Annotated in this window: 17 protein-coding genes; 7 read left to right on the top strand and 10 right to left on the bottom strand. The window is 70.1% G+C overall.

Going from position 1 to position 19288, the window contains the following annotated elements:
- Positions 1–32: 32 nt before the first annotated feature.
- Positions 33–245 (bottom strand): hypothetical protein, encoded by a 213-nt coding sequence (locus E8A49_RS10540; RefSeq protein WP_293380280.1) that lies wholly within the window; start codon positions 243–245, stop codon positions 33–35.
- A gap of 11 nt (positions 246–256) precedes the next feature.
- On the opposite strand from E8A49_RS10540, the gene E8A49_RS10535 reads away from it, so the two are divergent.
- Entirely contained in the window at positions 257–1183 is a 927-nt protein-coding gene (locus E8A49_RS10535; RefSeq protein WP_293380277.1) for an alpha/beta hydrolase, read from the top strand.
- Positions 1184–1195: 12 nt separating this feature from the next.
- Here E8A49_RS10535 and E8A49_RS10530 read toward each other — a convergent pair whose 3' ends face one another.
- Positions 1196–2341, bottom strand: a complete 1146-nt coding sequence (locus E8A49_RS10530; RefSeq protein WP_293380274.1) for a TauD/TfdA family dioxygenase — start codon at positions 2339–2341, stop codon at positions 1196–1198.
- A 12-nt stretch (positions 2342–2353) separates the two neighbouring features.
- A complete protein-coding gene (locus E8A49_RS10525; protein ID WP_293380271.1) occupies positions 2354–3685 on the bottom strand; it encodes a DUF5690 family protein in 1332 nt (443 codons plus the stop codon).
- A gap of 156 nt (positions 3686–3841) precedes the next feature.
- Between E8A49_RS10525 and E8A49_RS10520 the strand changes: the two genes are divergently transcribed.
- The 4 genes from E8A49_RS10520 to E8A49_RS10505 are packed head-to-tail and all read left to right on the top strand — an operon-like array spanning position 3842 to position 8152.
- The gene (locus tag E8A49_RS10520; RefSeq protein ID WP_293380268.1) at positions 3842–6109 is read left to right on the top strand and encodes a CehA/McbA family metallohydrolase; all 2268 of its coding nucleotides are present in this window, start codon (positions 3842–3844) and stop codon (positions 6107–6109) included.
- A gap of 38 nt (positions 6110–6147) precedes the next feature.
- Positions 6148–6426 carry a hypothetical protein gene (locus E8A49_RS10515; protein WP_293380265.1) on the top strand — a complete coding sequence of 93 codons (279 nt, stop codon included), beginning with the start codon at positions 6148–6150 and terminating at the stop codon, positions 6424–6426.
- 11 nt (positions 6427–6437) lie between these two features.
- Complete coding sequence (locus tag E8A49_RS10510; protein WP_293380262.1) at positions 6438–7463, top strand: MFS transporter; 1026 nt, start codon at positions 6438–6440, stop codon at positions 7461–7463.
- Between the two features lie 26 nt (positions 7464–7489).
- Positions 7490–8152 (top strand): ureidoglycolate lyase, encoded by a 663-nt coding sequence (locus tag E8A49_RS10505; RefSeq protein ID WP_293380260.1) that lies wholly within the window; start codon positions 7490–7492, stop codon positions 8150–8152.
- 10 nt (positions 8153–8162) lie between these two features.
- Here E8A49_RS10505 and E8A49_RS10500 read toward each other — a convergent pair whose 3' ends face one another.
- The 3 genes from E8A49_RS10500 to E8A49_RS10490 all read right to left on the bottom strand — a co-directional run bounded on the left by E8A49_RS10500 (position 8163) and on the right by E8A49_RS10490 (position 12741).
- A complete protein-coding gene (locus tag E8A49_RS10500) occupies positions 8163–8834 on the bottom strand; it encodes a TetR/AcrR family transcriptional regulator (RefSeq protein ID WP_293380257.1) in 672 nt (223 codons plus the stop codon).
- 49 nt (positions 8835–8883) lie between these two features.
- Positions 8884–10491 carry an AMP-binding protein gene (locus tag E8A49_RS10495; protein ID WP_293380254.1) on the bottom strand — a complete coding sequence of 536 codons (1608 nt, stop codon included), beginning with the start codon at positions 10489–10491 and terminating at the stop codon, positions 8884–8886.
- A 78-nt stretch (positions 10492–10569) separates the two neighbouring features.
- Complete coding sequence (locus E8A49_RS10490) at positions 10570–12741, bottom strand: TonB-dependent receptor (RefSeq protein WP_293380251.1); 2172 nt, start codon at positions 12739–12741, stop codon at positions 10570–10572.
- 264 nt (positions 12742–13005) lie between these two features.
- Here E8A49_RS10490 and E8A49_RS10485 point away from each other — a divergent pair, with 264 nt between their 5' ends.
- Positions 13006–13848 carry a DUF4118 domain-containing protein gene (locus E8A49_RS10485; RefSeq protein ID WP_293380248.1) on the top strand — a complete coding sequence of 281 codons (843 nt, stop codon included), beginning with the start codon at positions 13006–13008 and terminating at the stop codon, positions 13846–13848.
- A gap of 9 nt (positions 13849–13857) precedes the next feature.
- Here the strand turns inward: E8A49_RS10485 and kdpC are convergent, their stop codons facing one another.
- The 4 genes from kdpC to E8A49_RS23170 form a co-directional block, all read right to left on the bottom strand.
- Positions 13858–14466 carry a potassium-transporting ATPase subunit KdpC gene (kdpC, locus tag E8A49_RS10480; protein WP_293380245.1) on the bottom strand — a complete coding sequence of 203 codons (609 nt, stop codon included), beginning with the start codon at positions 14464–14466 and terminating at the stop codon, positions 13858–13860.
- Between the two features lie 149 nt (positions 14467–14615).
- Positions 14616–16685 carry a potassium-transporting ATPase subunit KdpB gene (kdpB, locus tag E8A49_RS10475; protein WP_293380242.1) on the bottom strand — a complete coding sequence of 690 codons (2070 nt, stop codon included), beginning with the start codon at positions 16683–16685 and terminating at the stop codon, positions 14616–14618.
- Between the two features lie 20 nt (positions 16686–16705).
- Positions 16706–18415, bottom strand: coding sequence for a potassium-transporting ATPase subunit KdpA (gene kdpA / locus E8A49_RS10470; RefSeq protein ID WP_293380239.1), 1710 nt, complete (start codon positions 18413–18415; stop codon positions 16706–16708).
- Positions 18415–18501: a potassium-transporting ATPase subunit F gene (locus tag E8A49_RS23170; protein ID WP_111457520.1), complete on the bottom strand. Its 87-nt coding sequence runs from the start codon at positions 18499–18501 to the stop codon at positions 18415–18417. The genes kdpA and E8A49_RS23170 overlap by 1 nt, the downstream gene beginning before the upstream one ends.
- A gap of 327 nt (positions 18502–18828) precedes the next feature.
- Between E8A49_RS23170 and E8A49_RS10465 the strand changes: the two genes are divergently transcribed.
- The gene (locus E8A49_RS10465; protein ID WP_293380236.1) at positions 18829–19278 is read left to right on the top strand and encodes a hypothetical protein; all 450 of its coding nucleotides are present in this window, start codon (positions 18829–18831) and stop codon (positions 19276–19278) included.
- Positions 19279–19288: the final 10 nt, after the last annotated feature.

Here is a 19288-nt window from a genome sequence, read left to right as displayed (position 1 = left end):
CACGAGGTCTATAAGAGGCAGGGGTAACGCGTTCACCGCAACGTCTCGGGGGGTTCCATGGGTAGGCTGGCCGCGTGTTCGATCTCGGCGGCGTTGGCGGCCGGGTTGCTGATCGGGGCGTCGCACCCCGCAGCGGCGCAAACCGCGGAGCCCGAAAAGCCGGCCCGGGCGGTGATCGCCGAGACCCAGGCCATCGCGCCGGGCGGGATCGACGAGCTGAAGGCCGTTGAGATCGGCGGGATCAAGCAGTGTCCGGTTGCGCGGGAACAATCCCGCCAATCCGATCCTGCTGTTCGTCCACGGCGGCCCAGGCTCGCCGATGATGCCGGAAAGCTGGGTGTTCCAGCGGCCGTGGGAAGACTTCTTCACCGTGGTCCAGTGGGACCAGCGCGGCGCCGGCAAGACCTTCGCCGCCGCCGGCCTGAAGCCCGACAAGACCATGACGCTCGACAGGATGCAGGCCGACGCCGAGCAGCTGATCGACCTGCTGCGGACGACCTACGGCAAGAAGAAGATCTTCCTCGTCGCTCACTCGTTCGGCAGCGTGATCGGCGTGCGGGTCGCCCAGCACCGGCCGGACGCGCTCTACGCCTACGTCGGCGTCGGCCAGGTGGTGAATGTCCTGAAGAACGAGACCATGGGCTATCAGGAGACCCTCGCCCAGGCCGAAAAGGTCGGCAACGAGGCCGCGGTCAAGCAGTTGAAGGCGCTGGCGCCCTATCCGGGCGTCGCCACGGCCGCGGACGTCTCCCTGGCCGCCATGTTCAAGATCGTGGCCGAGCGGAAGTGGGACGTGGCCCTGGGCGGGATGCGCTATGGCCGCTCGACCGATCCGGAAACCGGCATCCGCGCCTTGAGCCCCGACTACACCGACGACGACGTCAAGGCGGCGGACCTGGGAGAGCAGAGCTCCGACATCATCCTGTTCCCGCAGCTCGTATCGGTGGACTTCGACAAGGTCACCGACTTCAAATGCCCGGTGTTCATCTTCGCGGGCGCCGCGGACCGGACGACGCCGACGCCGCTGGCGGAGGACTACTACAGGCGCATCCACGCGCCGAAGAAGGCCTTCTTCAAGATCGAGCGGGCCTCGCACGACGTGATGTTCGATGCGCCCGGCGAGATGCTGGTCGACATGGTCCGCGACATCCGCCCGCTCGCGCAGAGCGACGCGGCGCGCTGACCGGCGGGCGCCTCAGCCCTCCGCTTCCAGCGCCGCCAGCGTCGAGAGCAGGCCGTCCTTGTCCGCGTAGCAGCCCTGCAGCCAGCGGCCCCCGGCGCTGGTGATCGCGCTGCGGGCGTGCAGCACCCGCAGGTTGTCGACGATGAAGAGGTCGCCGGGCGCGAGCTGGAACCGGACCGCCAGCGCCGGGTCCTCGACCAGTTCCGCCATGCGGCGGTAAGCGGCGTAGTAGCCGGCCATCCGGTCGTAGGGGATGTCGCTGAAGGCCGCCGCCGAGCGGTTGTTGAACCGCACCGCGATCAGTTCGCCGTCGGCGCCCAGCTCGAGGATCGGCCGCTTGGCGCGCAGCCTGACCCCCTTGGCGCCGGCGTACTCGAAGCGGGCGCAGTATCGGGTCAGCAGGTCGAAGCCTTCCGGCCGCTCCGCCTGCAGCCGCTCAGCGACCTTGAAGCCGTCGATGACGATCGACTCCCCGCCTTCGACGGTGTTCGCCAGGCACGCCAGGATCTGCAGCCCCGGCGCGGGATCGCGGTAGGGATTGTCCGTGTGCGCCTGCAAGCCTAGGTTGGTGTAGGCGAGGTTGCTGGGATTGACCTCGGCCCGGACATCGAAGACGCGGCCGTAGTTGGTCTCCCGCACATAGCCGAACAGCTCCGCCGCCGCGAGGGGCAGGCCGCTCTGCGCCGTCGCGCCGGTGAGGCGGGCGAAGCCGAAGCGGCGGATGGCCTGCAGCCAGCGCAGCCGCGCGGCCGGGTCGGTGCGGACAAGCTCGTAGTCCTCCACCGGCGCCCGGTTGGCGAGGCCCGGGTCCCAGCGCGTCACCTCCGCGCCGGTCCAGCCCGCGGCCGGCGGCGGCGGCTCGTCGTAGGCCCGGGCCAGCAGCCAGTCGGGATCGAAGGCCACCACCTTGCCGTCGGGGTCGAAGCGGACACGGAGCTGGCCGTCGGCCCAGGCCGCCTCGGCGATGCGGGTCTCAGCCGGGATGTCCAGGAGGGTGATCAGCCGCTGGCCGTTGCCTGGGTCGCGGGTGGCCGGGTCCTGGGCGTTGTCGCGCAGCCAGATGGCGTGGAAGCGGCGAGGCTCACCCCGCAGGCTGACGTCCAGGGCTACGCCGCCATCCAGCAGGCGCGGCGTGTCGGCTGGGGCTTCAGATGGCAAGGCGCGCTCCTCCTAATCCGCCGCGGGCGCCGCCGGCCAAGGCGCGACGAGGCCCTTGGCCGCGTCTTGGCGGTCCGCCGAGCGGTGCAGGAAATAGGCGGCGGCCAGCAGGGTCGCGACGCCGCCGGCCACGCTGGTCGCATAGGCGCCCAGGGTGAAGAACTGCAGCCAGTTCAGCGCGCCCTGGCCGAAGTTGCGCCAGAGCAGCAGCGCCACGCTGCCCATGTAGCCGGACGAGTCCGCCACATAGATCAGGAAGCCGGCGTTCGCGACCCGGCCGCTCACCGCCACCAGGCGATCGAACAGCACTGCGTTGATCGGGTTGTAGGCGATATAGAGGCCGGAGCCGGCCAGGATCATCCAGGTCACCGGGCCGATCAGGTGCGCCTGGAAGGCGAGCGTCGCCAAACCCAGCAGGGCGAAGCCGCCCGCCACCATGCCGTGGATGACCAGTAGCGCCCGGCGGTTGTCGCGCACCGCCGTCACCGCCGCCATGCCGACCAGAGCGATGACGGCCACCGGCAGCTCGCTCGCCGAGAAGATCCCCGCGTCGCCGCCGTAGCCGAGGGCGGTCCAGATCTCGGCGGCGAAGTTGTCGCGGAAGTCGCGGAAGGCGGTGAGCAGGATGTAGGCGAAGACGATGGCGACCAGACCCGGCGCATAGGCCTTCAGGAACGCCGACCGCTCCGCCCCGGTCATCGGCAGGCGCTTGACCCGCTCAGCCTCGTCGCGCGGGCTGGGCGGCGGCAGCTGGCTCAGCACCCAGACCGAGGCGAGCAGCAGGGGCATGAACAGCGCCCCGGTCGCCGCCGGCATCCAGAACTGGTCCACATGCCAGGTCTGCATCAGCCAGACGCCGACCGACTTCACCACCCCAGAAGACAGGATGAAGCTGGCGCACAGCATCGAGGCCAGGATTTCCGACACCCGGCGGCCCTCCATGAAGCCGTAGACCAGGCCCCAGATCATGCCGAGCGGCAGGCCGTTGACGAACAGGGCGGCCACGTTCCACGGCGCTGGGATCGCCGCGAAGGCCAGCAGCGCCAGCCAGGAGACGCCGATCAGCCCCAGGATCGCCACGGCGCGGTGGCGCGGGTGGATCTCGGAGATCACCTTGATGCCGATGAACTTCGATAGCGCGTAGCCGGCCACCTGGGCGACGATCAGGGCGATCTTGTAGTCCAGCACGAACGGCCAGCCGGCCACATGGCCGTAGGTCGCCGCCGTGAACGGCTTGCGGAAGGCGTACATGGCGAAATAGGCGCTGAATCCCGCCAATCCGGCGACGGCGGTGAAGATGGCGGGGTTGGCTCGCGCCAGGGCGCGCTGGAGGCGACCGCTCACGTCATTGGCTCGGCTGTTCCACCCTAAAGCCAAGCCTTCTACGCTGCGCTCGTGACAGTTCGCGCGAGGCCTCGTTCAAGCGTCACAGGCCGCGCGCGATGATGCGGGCCGCTTCGCCCTTGAGTCGCGGGCGGGCGGGAGGCGATGCAGGTGTCCATGCGGTCGATCATCGGGTTGTGGCTCGCCATCGGCGCCATCCTGGCGCCCTCGCTGGCCGACGCCGCGGTGCGCATCGTCCATGGCCCGACACCCATTCTCGGCGGCGACGCCCGCGCCGCCGGCGACCTGACCGTGGTCAATGAGAAGCTGGCCTTCGCGCTCGCCGTCCAGTCGCCGCCGCCCTACGGCGTGCCGCGCGGGGCGCTGGTCGACCTGGCGCCGGTGGCGGACGGCAAGATCGGCCGCGACCGCGTGGTCTTCGCTGACTTCATCCCCAACAACTGGTCCGCCTGGCCCAACACCTATCACCGGGTGGAGGTGGTCGAGGACACCCCGCAGGAGGCCGTGGTCCGCACCGAGCGCGACTGGGGCGAGGTCGCGGTCTCCACGGTCTACACCCTGAAGTCCGGCGAGGATCAGGTGCATATCGCCGTCACCATGACCAACGACGGCAAAGCAGCGCTGGCCGACCTGCGCTCGGGCCTGACGCTCTGGCCCAGCAGCGGCCACCTGTTCGCCGTCCCGGGCCTCGCCGGCGTCAGCGACGGGCCGGCCAAGGGGGCGCTGTCCGACCGGGTCGTGGCCTATGACGAGGGCTGGTTCGTCGCCCTGCACGCCCCCTATCTGGAGCACGTCGGCTACGGCTCGAAGGACATGTACCAGACCCACAGCCTCGCCCCCGGCGAGCGCCGCACCTTCGAGGGCTGGCTGCAGGTGGGCGCCCGCGGCGACCTCGCCCCGGTCGTCGCCGAGGAGATCGCGCGCCGCCGCCTCCCCGCCGGAGACCTGACAGGCCAGGTCACCGGCCGCGACGGACGGCCGGTCGCGGCGCCGGTGGTCGTCATCGAGAAATCCGGCCAGCCCTACGCCTGGACCCTCGGCGACGCGGCCGGCCGCTACCGCATCGCCCTGCCGGCGGGCGGCGGCTACACGGCCTACGCCACCGCCAAGGGCTATTCCGAGACGCCCCGCGCCACCGCCGTCATCGCCCCCGGCGCCGCCCTCACCCGCGATTTCTCAGGCCTGCAGCCGCCCGGACGCCAGCGCTTCTCGGTGGCCGACCAGGCCTCGGGCGCGCCACTCGACGCCCGCATCGCCATCGACCGGGGCCAGAAGCCGGTGGTGGAATTCCTGGGCCGCAAGGTGTTCTTCACCGAGCTCGACCGGCGCGGCGTGGCGGAGCTGGAGCTTGCCCCCGGTGCCTACGCCTTCTCGATCACCCACGGCCTAAACGTCCTGGCCTCGCCCGCCACGGTCGAGGCGACGGTGGCCTCCGGCGCGGCCGAGACCCGCAAGGTGGCCCTCGCGCCCTTCGCCGACCCCCGCGCACGCGGCTGGTACGCCGCCGACCTGCACCACCACGCCGATCAGGCCGAGGCGGTGACGCCCGCGCCCGACCTCGCCCGCTCGCAGTTCGCCGCCGGCCTCGACCTCCTGTTCGTCAGCGACCACGACTCGACGGTCAACCACCGCATCCTGCAGGCCATCGCCGACCGGCGCGGCGTGCCGTTCATTCCTTCGGTGGAGATCTCGACGTCCTGGGCGCACTTCAACGCCTATCCGGTGAAGCTGGGCGAGCCCCTGGCCATCGACACTGGCGACACCTCCATCGGCGCGGTGATCGCCGAGGCCCACCGCCTGGACGCCGAGGTGCTGCAGGTCAACCACCCGCTGATCCCCTACGGCTATTTCGCCAGCCTCGACCGCGGCGTGGCGCCGGGCGGCTTCAACCCCGGCTTCGACCTGCTCGAGATCAACTCCGCCAACCGGGGCGACGACGACAAGGTGCTGGCCCGCGCCTGGGCGTTCTGGAACGAAGGCCAGCGCCACTACCTGTCCGGCGGCTCCGACACCCACGACGTCTGGAACGAGCTGTCCGGCGCCGTGCGCGCCTACGCCCACCCGGACGGCCCCGTAACCGCGCTCAGCTTCGCCCGCGCTATGAAGGCGGGGCACGCCTACGTCACCTACGGCCCCTTGATCTTCCCCGACCGGATGTTCGGCGAGACGGTCCGGGTCGTGGCGGGCCAACGCTTCGACCTCGGCTTCGACCTGAAGGCGGTGAACGGCCTGAAGTCGGTGTCCCTGATCAGCCACGGCGCTGTCGTGCAGACCCTGGACCTCGCCACCCGCGGCCGCGAAACCCATGTGGACTTCCCCCGGACCGCCGCCAGTCCGGCGTGGTACGCCCTGATCGTCGAGGACCGCGGCGGCGGCCGCGCCTACACCGACCCGATCTGGGTGGAGGCGTCGGCCCCTCACTAGGTCACAGAACCGCGATCAAGCCGTTCTATTGCGGTGGGATGGATCCGTCCCTCGAAGCCTCGGCGATCCGCAAGGTTGGGGCGCGCCTGGTCCCCTTCCTGGCGGTGCTCTACTTCGCCGCCTTCATCGACCGCGTGAACATCTCCTTCGCCGCGAGCGGGATGAACCGCGACCTCGGCTTTTCCCCCTACGTCTACGGCCTGGGCGCGGGGATCTTCTTCGCGGGCTATGTGCTGCTGGAGGCGCCCAGCAACCTGATCCTGCGCCGGGTGGGCGCGCGGCGCTGGATCGCGCGGATCATGACACCTGGGCGCTGATCGCCGGCGCCATGGCCTTCGTGAAGACCGCGGGCAGCTTCTATCTGGTGAGGTTCCTGCTGGGGGTGGCCGAGGCGGGCTTCTTCCCCGGCGTGATCTACTACCTGACCCAGTGGGTGCCGGCGGCGCGGCGGGCGCAGCTGATCGGCCTCTTCATGACCGCCATCCCGATCTCCACCGCGCTCGGCGGCCCGATCTCCAGCGCTATCCTGCGGCTTGACGGCGTCTTCGGCCTGGCCGGCTGGCAGTGGCTGTTCCTGACCGAGACCGCGCCGTCTTTCTGCCTGGGCGTGGCCACCCTGATCTATCTGCCGGACCGGCCCGCGGACGCGAAGTGGCTGAGCGCGCCGGAGAAGGCCTGGCTGACCCAGACGCTGGAAGCGGAGCAGGCCTATCGCCACGGCCGCTACGGATCGGGCCTCGCGCAGCTCGCCACCGACCCCAGGGTCTGGCTGCTGTGCCTGGCTTATTTCGGGGTCGAGATCGGCCTCTATGGGGTGATCTTCTGGCTGCCGCAGATCCTGAGGACCGCGGGCGTCGCCGATGGGCTGGTCGGCTATCTGGTGGCCGTCCCCTACGGCGTCGCGGCGCTGGCCATGGTCTGGTGGTGCCGCCGATCCGACCGCGCCAAGGAGCGGGTCTGGCACATCGCGGCGGCCTCGCTCGTGGGCGCGCTCGGTTTGGCGGGCAGCGCCTTCCTGGCGCCCTCGCCGGCCCTGGCCATCGTCGCCATCACGCTCGGCGCCGTGGGGACGCTGGCCATCCTGCCGGTCTTCTGGACCCTGCCCGCTTCCACCCTGAACGGCGCGGCGGCGGCGGCCGGCATCGCGGCGATCAACGCCGTCGGCAACATCGGCGGCTTCGTCGGCCCCTTCGCCATCGGCTGGATCAAGGACGCCACCGGCGATTTCACCTACGGCCTGCTGGCGCTGGCCGGCGGGGTGCTGCTGACCGGCGTCGTCACCCTTGCCATCGGCTGCGATTCCGCGGCGGAACAGGCCGGCGCAGGTGCGGCCCCCGTAGCGACCTCACCCTGATCTCGGCAATGGGAGACCAAGAGCTCATGGACTTCGACCCCGGCGAAATCGCCTACACGCCCACCACCGGCGTGCGCTCGCTGTTCGAGACCCCGGTGATCCAGGCCACCGAGGCCAGCGTCGAAGGCTATGGCCGCATCGTCAGCGGCGATCCGGAGACCTTCCCTATCGAGATCGTGCGCTGGCCCGCCCAGGGCTGGCGGCCGATCGACGACCACTCCGGCGACCAGGGTGGCGTGACCGAGGGCCTGTTCGAGTTCTGGTGGAAGGGCGACACCCTATACGCCCGCAACAACGCGGTGGGCGACAGCTACCTGTTCGGCTGGAGCCAGTGGCCCGAGGCGGCCGCCATCGAGGGCCCGGCCCGGCCCCGCGAGCGCGTGCTGATCTGGCGCGCCAACTACCACCCCGACGGCGGCCAGCTGTTCTGGCCCCTGAACGGCCAGAGCTTCCTGGTGCCCCTGGCCCTGCCCGGCGACGACGTGACGCCCGACAAGTTCGTGGCCTTCCGCTGCGACGGCGGCCAGGGCCTCTATGTCCATCCCGGCGTCTGGCACGGCGCGGTGGTGCCCCTCGACGACCATTCGGTGTTCCTGGACCGCCAGAGCCGGGTCCACGCCCGCGTCTCGGTCGACTTCCCGAAGGAGTTCGGCGGCTACCTTTCCGTCCCGCTGCAACCGCGCGGCTGAGCGGCGCCCGTCAGCCCTTCAGGGACAGGAAGCCCGCGGCCATGAACCGGGCCATGCGCGTCTTGACCGCCGCGAAGTCGTCCGAGTGGCAGACGCCACCCGACAGCCGGTCGATCCGGCCCGTGCGCGCCAGGGTGTTCATCAGGGCGCCGGTCACGAAGTGGTAGCCCCAGAAGACGTCCTCGTCGGAATAGTCCGGCAGGGCGCGCTTCAGGATGCTGACCAGTTTCAGCACCACCGGGTCGAAGTGCTCGTCCATCAGCTGGGCGCCCTCAGGCGTGTTGCTGACCCGCGCGCAGAGGGCGGCGTAGTTCATCCAGAGCTCGCCGCCCTGGATGTAGAGGTCGAGGTCGGTGTCGAGGAAGGCGTGCAAGGCGCCCTCCACCGTCGGATGGTCGCCCGCGTCGGCCTCGTACTGCTCCAGCGCCGCCATGCGCCGGCCGCTGGTGACCCCGGCGCGGCGGGCGAAGACCGCTTCGAACAGCCGACGCTTGTCCGCGAAATAGTAGTGCATGAGGGTCGTGTGGACCCCGACCCGTTGCGCCACGTCGCGCAGGGTGACGCCATGCAGGCCGTGCTGGGAGAACAGGTATTCGGCCGCGTCGAGGATCTGTTCGAGGGATTCCGCGCGCTGCTCGGCCTTGCTGCGGCGAACCCGTTTGGCTGCTGAGCCGTCTGACATCGGACCCGGACCTAGAACGCTCGCAAGACCAGTGGCCGGGTCGGACGGATCAAGGCGGCGTTCCCCCTGCGTCAAGCTTGCCGGCCCCGTAGTCGGCCCGCAGTTGGTTCTTGTCAATCTTGCCTGTCGCCGCCAGCGGCATGGCGCCGATCCGCACGATTTGGTCGGGAATCCACCAGTCCGCGACCTTCCCGCGTAGGGTGTCGAGCAAGCTTTGGGCATCGAGCGTCTCACCCCGCCGCGGCTCGACGATCAGCACCGGGCGCTCGCCCCATTTCGGGTCCGTCCGGCCGATCACCGCAACCTGCCCCACCGCCGGGTGGCGCCCGACGATGTCCTCGATCTCCGCCGGATTGATCCACTCGCCGCCGGACTTGATGAGGTCCTTCGACCGCCCGCAGATCGTCAGCGCGCCGTCCTCGTCCAGGCTCGCCAGGTCGCCGGTGTCGAAATAGCCCTCGGCGTCCAGGGCGTCGGATTCGGCCTGGAAATAGCGGTCGAGCACGCTGGCGCCCTTGACCTTCAGATGGCCGACCACGCCGCGCTGCTGCGGCAGCGTCACGCCGTCCGCGTCGGTGAGCTTGAGGTCGAGGCCCATGACCGGGCGGCCCGACGCCCGGGTCGCCGCGCGCGGCGCGTCCGGCGCGGCGACGGTGCCGAGCGGCGACAGCTCGGTCATGCCCCAGCTGGTCTGCACCCGCGCGCCGAACCGCTGTTCGATCCGCGCGATCAGGGCGTCCGGGCAGGTCGAGCCGCCGATGGTCACCCGTTCCAGGGCCGGCAGCTCGCCGCCGGTGGCGTCGAGGTGGTCGAGGACCCCCAGCCAGACGGTCTGCACGCCGGCCGCGACGGTGACGGCCTCGTCCTGCATCAGCTTGGCCAGGCTGGCGCCGTCGGTCTGGCGGCCCGGCAGCACCAGCTTGGCCCCGACGGCGGGGGCGGCGAAGGGCATGCCCCAGCCGTTGGCGTGGAACATCGGCACGGCGACCAGCACCGTATCGCGGCCGGTTAGCGCGAAGGCGTCGGCCTGCAGGGCGCGCAGGGTGTGCAGGTAGTTGGACCGGTGCGTGTAGAGCACGCCCTTGGGGCTGCCGGTGGTGCCCGAGGTGTAGCAGAGGCCAGCCGGCGTCTCCTCGTCGAAGCCGCCCCAGGCGGCCGGCGCGCCGCGCGCCGCCAGTAAAGGCTCGAGCGCCCAGACCTGCGCGCGGCAGCCGGCCACCGGGCCGGGCGCGGGGTCGTCGCCGTCCAGCAGGATGATGTGCTCCAGCCCGGGGCACAGCGGCGCCAGCTCCGCCAGCAGGGGCGCGAGGTTCGCGGCCACGGCCAGGGCCTTGTCGTCGGCGGCGTTGACCATCGCCGCCAGGCTGGCGGCGGTCAGGCGCGGGTTGAGCGTGTGGCAGACCAGGCCCAGGCCCATGACCGCGTAGTACATCTCCAGGTGATGCTGGGTGTTCCACGCCAGCGTCCCGATCCGCTGGCCGAAGCTGAGGCCCAGGCTCTCCAGCGCGCCGGACAGGCGGTTGCTGCGCGCCCGCAGCGCCTCATAGCCGATGCGCCCGGAGACCGCGCCGGCCTCGGCGGTCACGACCTCGCGGCGGCCCGACCACTTGGCCGCGTGATCGAGGAATTTATCGACCGTGAGGGCGTAGGACTGCATGGGCGCGACGCGAACATGAACCGGCAAAAATCGGCCGCCGCCCCGGGGATTTCCGGAACGGCGGCCTGTGGGAGGAGTCTAGAACGGCTTGGTGATGCGCAGGCCGTACTGGCGCGGCGCGCCCGCCAGGCGGATCGGCGACAGCAGGGCCGCGATGTAGTGGTCGTCCGTGACGTTCGCGCCGTAGGCGGTGATCACCAGGTCGCCGTGCGTCCAGGCCAGGTTGGCGTTCATGATGTCGCGCGCGCCGAGGTAGTCGCCCTGCGAGACGTTGTCGAACAGGGTGCCCCACTGGTCGGAGATATGGCTGAAGCTCACTTGCGGCGTCAGCATGTCGCCGTTGCCTAGGTGGAAATTGTACTGGAGCAGGACGTTGAAGGTGAAGTCCGGCGCATAGGTCTGCGGCTTACCGGACAGGTTGATACAGGCCGCGGTCAGCGGCCCGGTGGTCGGGTTGCAGGTCCCGACCGCCGTCAGGCGCGGGTCCTCGGTGAAGAAGGTGCCGAGTTCGCTGTGCTCGAGGCCCAGCCCGATGCTGCCGGAGAAGTCGCCGAACACCGCCTGGGCCTGGGCCTCGATGCCGTACAGCTTGGTCGCGTTGGGGACGTTCTGCTCGGTCGTCGAGGTCGGCTGGCTGGGGATCGGCAGGATCACCTGGAAGTGGTCGAAGCTGTTGTAGTAGCCGCCCAGCTGGGTGTGCAGGTGGTTGTCCAGCAGGGTGGCCTTCCAGCCGATCTCGTAGTCGGTGACGTACTCCTGCTTGAACGGTGGCGGCACCGCGCCGCCGGCGAAGTAGAGGGCGGTGTTCAGGCCGCCGGGCTTCGCGCCGGTCGCCACGAAGGCGTAGACGAAGTTGTCGGGGTTGATGTTCCAGTTCAGCGCGACCTTGCCGGTCAGGTTGTTCCCGTCCGTGGTCTCGTTCTGGTAGAAGTCGAGGGCGAATTCCGGGACCGTGTAATAGACCCGGTTGGTGCTGCTCCACTTCGAATAGCGGGCGCCCACCTGCAGCTGCAGGCCGTTGTCCCAGTTCCAGCTCACCTGGCCGAAGGCGGCGGCGGTGTAGGTGCTGTTGATCCCGTTCAGGTCCTCGTCGACCGCGCCGGGCGGCACGCCGATATCGAACAGGCCGGACGGGAAATCGTAGCGGTTGTTCTGGTAGTAAGCGCCCACGACCCAGGTCAGCGGCCCCTTGTCGGGCGAGATGATGTTCACCTCCTCCGACCAAAGCCGCTCGTTCACGTCCTCGGCGATGATGTAGTTCGGCGCGGCCAGGGCGGTGCCGTCGATGTCGCCGGTCCAGGCCGTGCGGCCCTGCTGGTAGCCGGAGATCGAGCGCAGGGTGATGCCGGAATCGGTCGTGTAATCGACCTTGAGGATCGTGCGCGCGAACTGGTCGGTGGCGAAGGTCTTGTAGTTGTTGGAGAAATTGAAGAGGTTGCTGGTGCCCAGGTTGGTGATCGGGTCACCGAAGTAGCCGCCGTTGTCCAGGTAGTTGTAGTCGGTCTTCCACAGCACCTTCAGCTTGTCGGTCGGCGTCCACAGCAGCGAGAAGCGCGCGCTGCCCCACTTCAGGCCGGGGTCGCCCGTCCAGGGGCCGCTGATGTGGTAGAAGCTGTTGCGCTCCTCGGTGTTGAACGCGAACCGCGCCGCCAGGGTGTCGCTGATCGGCAGGTTCACCGCGCCCTGCACGCCCCAGTCGGCGTAGTTGCCCACCTGGGCCTGGACGTAGCCGGTGTAGCCGCCGTTGATCTTGGGATCGACGGTGTTGATGATCACCGCGCCGCCTGTGGCGTTCTGGCCGCTGAAGGTGCCCTGCGGACCGCGCAGGATCTCGACCCCGGACACGTCGTAATAGGGTTCTTCCTGGAAGTAGCCCGGGAAGGTCGCGACCCCGTCGCGGTAGGTGACCACGCCGGTGCCGGTCTGGGTGTTGTGCTCGCCCTTGCCGATGCCGCGGATGTCGAAGTCGTTGCCCTGGCCGAAGTTGTTCACGGTCAGCGACGGGCTGACGAACTGCAGCTGGTCGACGGTGACGATGCCCTGCTTCTGCAGGTCGGCGCCGGTCATCACCGTGGCGGCGATGGCGGTCTTCTGCAGGTTCTCCACCCGCCGCTCGGCGGTGACGACGAGTTCCTGGACGGTGTCGGCCGTGTTCTGCTGCTTGGTGGGCGGTGCGGCTTGGGCGTTGGCGACGCCGGTCCAGGCCAGCGTCAAGACAGATGCGCTCAACCACATGGCGTGGGTCTTCATGGGCGTCCCCCTAGCGATTCCTCGGCGCTCTCTGGCGCGTGTGACAGAACGCTGACGGATGCTCCGGGGGCTGTCAACGCTGACTATGTCATGAGTGAATATTATTTCGGGAGTGCGTGAATTCGGCAAAGGCGGTCCTGGACCGCCGGACTCGGGCCCCGCAACCGGGCCGTCGCAAGGCGGCGCGGGCCCGGAAATCCACATCGATCCCTTATGCCCGGCGGGCGTATCCAGGGCGGAGACCTCAATCGCACGGAGGCCTCGATGGCCAACGACGTCACGGCCCTCCCCACCTCGGCCGACCCGCCGCCGGCGGCGGAGCCCGCGCCGCCCGAGCGCATCTCCACCGCCGCCGGCTACGGCCTCAGCCTCCTGTCGGTGGCCGCCGCCACCCTGATCGCCCTGGGCGTCGACCACGTCGTCCAGGCGCCCAGCCTCTCCCTTGTGTTCGTCGTGCCGGTCATCGTGTCGGCCCTGAGCTTCGGCTGGGGGCCGGCGATGATCTCGGCCATGCTCGGCGTGGCGGTGTTCGACTTCCTGTTCGTGGCGCCGCGCATGTCGCTGCGCGTGGACAGCCCCACGGACCTGTGGTCGCTCGGCCTGATGCTCCTGGTGGCGGCGATCGCCAGCGCCGTGGGCGCGCAGTCCCGGCGCCGGGCGCTGGCGGCCCACCGGGCGGCGCAGCAGGCTGAGGCCCTGCGCGGCCTTGCGCATGCGGTGATCGAGGCCCAGCCGGCCGCAGTCCTGATGCGGACCGCGGCGCTGGCCCTGGCGCAGATCTTCGAAGCGCCTGCCGTGGTCCTAGCCGAACAGTCCGGCAAGCTGTGGCCCGCCGCGGCCAGCAGCGGCCCGGCCCTGTCCGCGGCCGACCAGGAGGCGGCCCAGTGGGCGCTTGCCAACGACAAGCCGACCCGCGCCGAGACCTTCCCCTTCGACCAGTCGCGGTTCGACTTCTGGCCGGTGCAGACCCCGGCCAGCCATCGGCTGGTGCTGGGGGTCAGGCTGCGCGGCCGGTCCGGCGGGCGGCCGCGCGATCCCGCCCGCGAGGTGGAGATGGTGGCGGCCTACCTCTCGGCGGCGATGGCCGCCGTGGCCCCGCGGCGGTAGGTCCGCCGCTCAGGTCGCCGGCGCCGGCGCGGGGATCGGCGCCGCGCGCGCCGGAGCCGCGGCGTCCAGCGCCAGGTTGGCCTGCAGCACGTTGACGGCCGGCTGGCCGAACAGGCCCAGCCACGGCGTCTTGGTGGCGCCGGCGATGGCCTTCTCCACATCGCTCACCGGGATCCCGCGCGCCGCGGCGACCCGGGCGGCCTGCCGCTGGGCGTTGGCCGGGGAGATGTCCGGGTCGAGCCCGGAGCCGGACGTGGTCACCGCATCGGCGGGCACGGGACCGGCGCCCTCGCCCTGCAGGCCGGCGGTGTCCTTGGCGATGCGCTTGGCGAGGTCTGGGTTCAGCGGCCCCAGGTTGGAGCCGCCGGAGTTGGAGGCGTCGTAGGCGTCATTGCCCGCCGCGGACGGCCGCGGGTGCAGATACTGCGGCTTGGCGAAAGCCTGGGCGATCAGGGCCGAGCCGATCACCTGGCCCTGGCCGTCGCGGATCAGGCTGCCCTCGGCCTGCTTGGGGAAGGCCACATGGGCGACCCCGGTCACCGCGAGCGGATAGGCGACGCCCAGCAGCAGGGTGAAGAACAGGGTGGCGACGAGGGCGGGGCGGAGTTGGGCGAGCATGTAGGCTCCTCAGGAATTCGCTGGGCGGCCGAAGGGCCGCGGGTGGTCGGCGGCGGACATCGAGGGGCGCCCGGCTAGGGGGGCGATGTCCGCCGCCTTTTCCCCGCGCGCGGGATGGGCGGCGCAAGGAACACGAAAGATCGAAGCCATCACGCCAGGCCTACGCCGGAGACGATCAGGTCGATCAGCTTGATGCCGACGAAGGGCGCAACGATGCCCCCCAGGCCGTAGATCAGGAGGTTGCGTTGCAGGAGCTTGCCGGCGCCGATCGCCTGATACTTCACCCCGCGCAGGGCCAGCGGGATCAGAGCCACGATTACCAGGGCGTTGAAGATCACCGCCGACAGGATCGCGCTCTGAGGGCTGTGCAGCCGCATGATATTAAGCGCGCCCAGCGCCGGCAGGCCCAGCACGAACAGCGCCGGGATGATGGCGAAGTACTTGGCCACGTCGTTGGCGATGGAGAAGGTGGTCAGCGCGCCGCGGGTGATCAGCATCTGCTTCCCGACTTCGACGATCTCGATGACCTTGGTCGGGTCGCTGTCGAGGTCGACCATGTTGCCGGCTTCGCGGGCGGCCTGGGCGCCGGTCTGCATGGCCACGCCCACGTCGGCCTGGGCGAGCGCGGGGGCGTCGTTGGCCCCGTCGCCGCACATGGCCACCAGCCGTCCCCGGCCCTGCTCGTCGCGCATCAGCCGCAGCTTGTCCTCCGGCGTGGCCTCGGCGAGGAAGTCGTCGACGCCGGCTTCCGAGGCGATGGCCGCGGCGGTCACCGGGTTGTCGCCGGTGATCATCACCGTGCGCAGGCCCATGCGGCGCAGGTCGGCGAAGCGCTCCTTCACGCCCGGCTTCACCACGTCCTTCAGGTGGATGACGCCCATCAGGACGCCGTCCTCGGAGACCGCCAGCGGCGTGCCGCCGGAGCGCGCGATGCGGTCCACCGCGGCGGTGAACTCCGCCGGCGCCTGGCTGGCCTCGAGGCCCGCGTCCTTCAGGACCGCGTCCACCGCGCCCTTGCGCCACTTGCCGTCCCCGGCGTCGAGGCCGGACTGGCGGGTGGTGGCGGAGAACGGGATCACCGTCGCGCCCTTCGGCGCCTCCAGGACCAGGCCGCGGTTGCGGGCGAGCTCGACGATGGAGCGGCCCTCCGGGGTCTCGTCGCCCAGGGAGGCCAAGAGGGTGGCGCGCAGCAGCATCTCCGGGCGCACGCCGGGCGCGGGGATCAGGTCGGTGGCCATGCGGTTGCCGAAGGTGATGGTGCCGGTCTTGTCGAGCAGCAGGGTGTCGACGTCGCCGGCCGCCTCAACCGCCCGGCCGGAGGTGGCCAGCACGTTGAACTTCAGGAGCCGGTCCATGCCGGCGATGCCGACGGCCGACAGCAGGCCGCCGATGGTCGTCGGGATCAGGCAGATGAACAGCGCGCCCAGCACCATCGGGTCGAGCTTCACGCCGGAATAGGCGCCCAGGCCCAGGAGGGTCACCACCGCGATCAGGAAGATCAGGGTCAGGCCCGCGAGCAGCACCGCCAGCGCCACCTCGTTGGGGGTCTTCCGCCGGTCGGCGCCCTCGACCATGGCGATCATCCGGTCGAGGAAGGTCGAGCCGGCCTCGGAGGTGATGCGCACCTTGATCCAGTCGGAGACCACGGTGGTGCCGCCAGTCACCGCCGAGCGGTCGCCGCCGCTCTCGCGGATGACGGGCGCGCTCTCGCCGGTGATGGCGGCCTCGTTGACGGATGCGATGCCCTCGACGATCTCGCCATCGGCCGGGACCACGTCGCCGGCCTCGACCAGCACGATCTGGCCGACCCCCAGCTTGTGGGCGGGCGTCGGGACGACCGTCCCGCGCGCGTCGTCGACGATCAGCTTGGCCGGGGTGGTCACCCGGGTCGCCCGCAGGCTGTCGGCGGCGGCCTTGCCCCGGCCCTCGGCGACGCTCTCGGCGAAGTTGGCGAACAGCACGGTGGCCCAGAGCCACAGCGCGATCTGCAGGGCGAAGCCCCAGGCGGTCCCGTCCTTGATCGCCAGGCCGGTGGAGACCGTGGCCAGGAGGGCGACGATCCAGGTGGCGAAGATCACCGGATTGCCGGTGAGCCGGCGCGGATCCAGTTTGACGAAGGAGTCTCGGGCGGCGCGGGCCATCATCTGGCTGGAGAACGAGCCTCCCAGGGTGGCGGCCTTGCGGCGTTGCTCGCCCAGGGGTGCGGTGGCGGTGGTCATGGCTTGAACCCTTGGGGCTGTCAGCGGGCCGCGACGGCGTGGAGCACCTGGAAGTGCTCGACGATCGGGCCGAGGGCGAGGGCGGGGAAGAACTGCAGGCCGCCCATGATCAGGATCACCCCGATCAACAGGCCGACGAACAGCGGGCCGTCCGTGGGGAAGGTGCCGGCGGTGGCGGAGAGCTTCGGCTTGGCGGCCATGGAGCCGGCGATCGCCAGCACCGGAATGGCGTAGGCGAAGCGGCCGAGCAGCATGTCGATGCCCAGGGTGGTGTTCCACCAGGGGGTGTTGGCCGACAGGCCCGCGAAGGCCGAGCCGTTGTTCCCGGTCGCCGAGGAGTAGGCGTAGAGGATCTCCGACAGGCCGTGCGGACCGGGGTTGGCCAGGCCCTTCAGCGCGACGGGCAGCACCGCGGCGACGCCGGAGAAGCCGAGGATAGCCAGCGGCAGGATCAGGACCGCCAGCATGGCGTACTTGATCTCGCGGCTCTCCACCTTCTTGCCCAGGTACTCGGGTGTGCGGCCGACCATAAGGCCCGCCACGAAGACCGCGATCAGGGCCAGCACGACCATGCCGTAGAGGCCCGAGCCCACGCCGCCGGGGACGATCTCGCCCAGCTGGATCATGAACATCGCGATCCCGCCGCCCAGCGGCATCAGGCTGTCGTGCGTGGCGTTGACGCCGCCGTCCGAGGCGCCGGTGGTGGCTGCGACCCAGATGGCCGTGGAGGGCGCGCCGAAGCGGACTTCCTTGCCTTCCATGTTGACGCCGGCGTCGGCGTGGGCGGCGACCAGGGCCGGCGCCGGCCGCGTCTCCGTCGCATAGACGATGCTGGAGGCGGCGAGCACGAAGAGGCCCATGACGATGACCAGGGCGCGTGCGTCGGGCTTGGCCACGACCACCCGGCCGAAGGCCACCACGCAGGCGTAGCCCAGCACGTTCATCGAGACGATCTCGATGAGGTCGGTGATCGGGTTTGGGTTCTCGAACGGGTGGGCGGAGTTGGCGTTAAAGATGCCGCCGCCGTTGGTGCCGAACTGCTTGATCGCTTCCTGCGAGGCGGTGGGGAACAGGGCGATGACTTGCTTGCCGCCCTCGACCGTGTGGGCGGTGACGTGGGCGATGAGGGTCTGCGGCTCGCCCAGGGCGACGTAGGCCAGCGCCAGGATCAGCGAGAAGGGCAACAGGACGTAGAGGCTGATCCGGGTCAGGTCGATCCAGAAGTTCCCCAGGTCCTCGCTGCGGTTGGCGACGAACGCCCGGGCCAGCGCGGCGGCGACGGCGATGCCGGCGGCGGCCGACAGGAAGTTGTGCGAGGTCAGGCCCGCCATCTGCGAGAAGGTCGAGACCACCTGCTCGGGCGTATAGGACTGCCAGTTGGTGTTCGTGACGAAGCTGATCGCGGTGTTGAACGACAGGTCGGGCGACAGGCCCGGGAAGCCCTGGGGGTTCAGCGGCAACAGGTTCTGGAACCGCAGGATCAGATAGAGCACCAGGAAGCTGGCGATCGAGAAGGCCAGCACGCTCATGGCGTAGGCGACCCAGTTCTGCCCCTTGTCCCGCTTGACGCCGCAGGCGGCGTAGACCAGCGCCTCAATGGGCCTGAGCACCGGGTCGAGCCAGGTGCGCTCGCCTTGCCAGACGCGCGCCATATAGATGCCGAGCGGCCAGGCCAGCCCGACCGTGAGGACGATGGTGAGGACGATTTCCGCCCAGCCCTGACCGTTCATCAGAACTTCTCCGGACGCAGCAGGGCCACGATCATGTAGCCGCCGATGACGAGGGCGCCGACGCCCCAGATGATGTCTGCGAGCATCAGATGCGCCTCAGGCCGTGGATGTAGGCGGCGAAGACGGCGAAGATCGCCACCCCGCCCAGGATGTAGATGACGTCGAGCATTTGAGCTCCGATCTCGGACTAGGGCCGGAACCTACCGAGCTTCAACGTAAGAGCTCCATGCCGAAGCCTGTCCTGGACGTAAGGGACATATAAGGGTCGCCCATGACCCCGCCCGGCGCACCGCCTTGATGGTTCGCTTATCCCCGCGGCCGCCTTCCGTATCGAACGCTTACGGGCATCTCGGCGAGACTGTTGAGGTCCGGCGAAGGCGCTGACGCCTCGCCCATCGGAGTCCCGCGTTTCGATGTCTCAAGAGCCCCACACCGGCCTGCTCAGCAGCGACCCGCTCATATCGCTGCTGGCGCGGGCGCATATCACCAAGTCCAGCGTGATCCGCGTCACCGGGTCGAGCGGCCTGTCCGCCCTCCTCTGGCTCTGCCGTCATGGCTTTGAGCAGGTGGGCTACCTGAAGCCGGGCCACGGCCCGCACGAGGCGCCCGACGCCCTGATCGTGGCGCACACCTGTGACGAGGCGACCCTTGCGGCCCTGCTGCAAAACGGCCCGCACGTGCGCGAAGGCGGCGCCCTGGTGTTCCAGTCGCCCCTGCCCCGCGTGCTCGCCTTCCGGGCGGACCCGATCCACCGACTCCTGCAGCGCCACGGCTACACGGTGGAGGAATGCCACCACGGCCATCGCCGCGAGCTGCACATCGCCCGGCGCGAACACAACGCGCCGATGAAGCAAGCCGCCTAAAGGAGGTCCG

Source organism: Phenylobacterium sp. (assembly GCF_004799515.1).
GTDB lineage: Bacteria > Pseudomonadota > Alphaproteobacteria > Caulobacterales > Caulobacteraceae > Phenylobacterium.
The sequence above is the reverse complement of the archived record's forward strand: the minus strand, read 5'-3'. Positions and strand labels throughout refer to the sequence as shown.

Coding starts and splice junctions, on each gene's coding strand:
- E8A49_RS10520 (WP_293380268.1), top strand. CDS start 3,842: ATGCGGTCGATCATCGGGTTGTGGCTCGCCATCGGCGCCATCCTGGCG.
- E8A49_RS10515 (WP_293380265.1), top strand. CDS start 6,148: ATGGATCCGTCCCTCGAAGCCTCGGCGATCCGCAAGGTTGGGGCGCGC.
- E8A49_RS10510 (WP_293380262.1), top strand. CDS start 6,438: ATGGCCTTCGTGAAGACCGCGGGCAGCTTCTATCTGGTGAGGTTCCTG.
- E8A49_RS10505 (WP_293380260.1), top strand. CDS start 7,490: ATGGACTTCGACCCCGGCGAAATCGCCTACACGCCCACCACCGGCGTG.
- E8A49_RS10500 (WP_293380257.1), bottom strand. CDS start 8,834: ATGTCAGACGGCTCAGCAGCCAAACGGGTTCGCCGCAGCAAGGCCGAG.
- E8A49_RS10495 (WP_293380254.1), bottom strand. CDS start 10,491: ATGCAGTCCTACGCCCTCACGGTCGATAAATTCCTCGATCACGCGGCC.
- E8A49_RS10490 (WP_293380251.1), bottom strand. CDS start 12,741: ATGAAGACCCACGCCATGTGGTTGAGCGCATCTGTCTTGACGCTGGCC.
- E8A49_RS10485 (WP_293380248.1), top strand. CDS start 13,006: ATGGCCAACGACGTCACGGCCCTCCCCACCTCGGCCGACCCGCCGCCG.
- kdpC (WP_293380245.1), bottom strand. CDS start 14,466: ATGCTCGCCCAACTCCGCCCCGCCCTCGTCGCCACCCTGTTCTTCACC.
- kdpB (WP_293380242.1), bottom strand. CDS start 16,685: ATGACCACCGCCACCGCACCCCTGGGCGAGCAACGCCGCAAGGCCGCC.
- kdpA (WP_293380239.1), bottom strand. CDS start 18,415: ATGAACGGTCAGGGCTGGGCGGAAATCGTCCTCACCATCGTCCTCACG.
- E8A49_RS23170 (WP_111457520.1), bottom strand. CDS start 18,501: ATGCTCGCAGACATCATCTGGGGCGTCGGCGCCCTCGTCATCGGCGGC.
- E8A49_RS10465 (WP_293380236.1), top strand. CDS start 18,829: ATGTCTCAAGAGCCCCACACCGGCCTGCTCAGCAGCGACCCGCTCATA.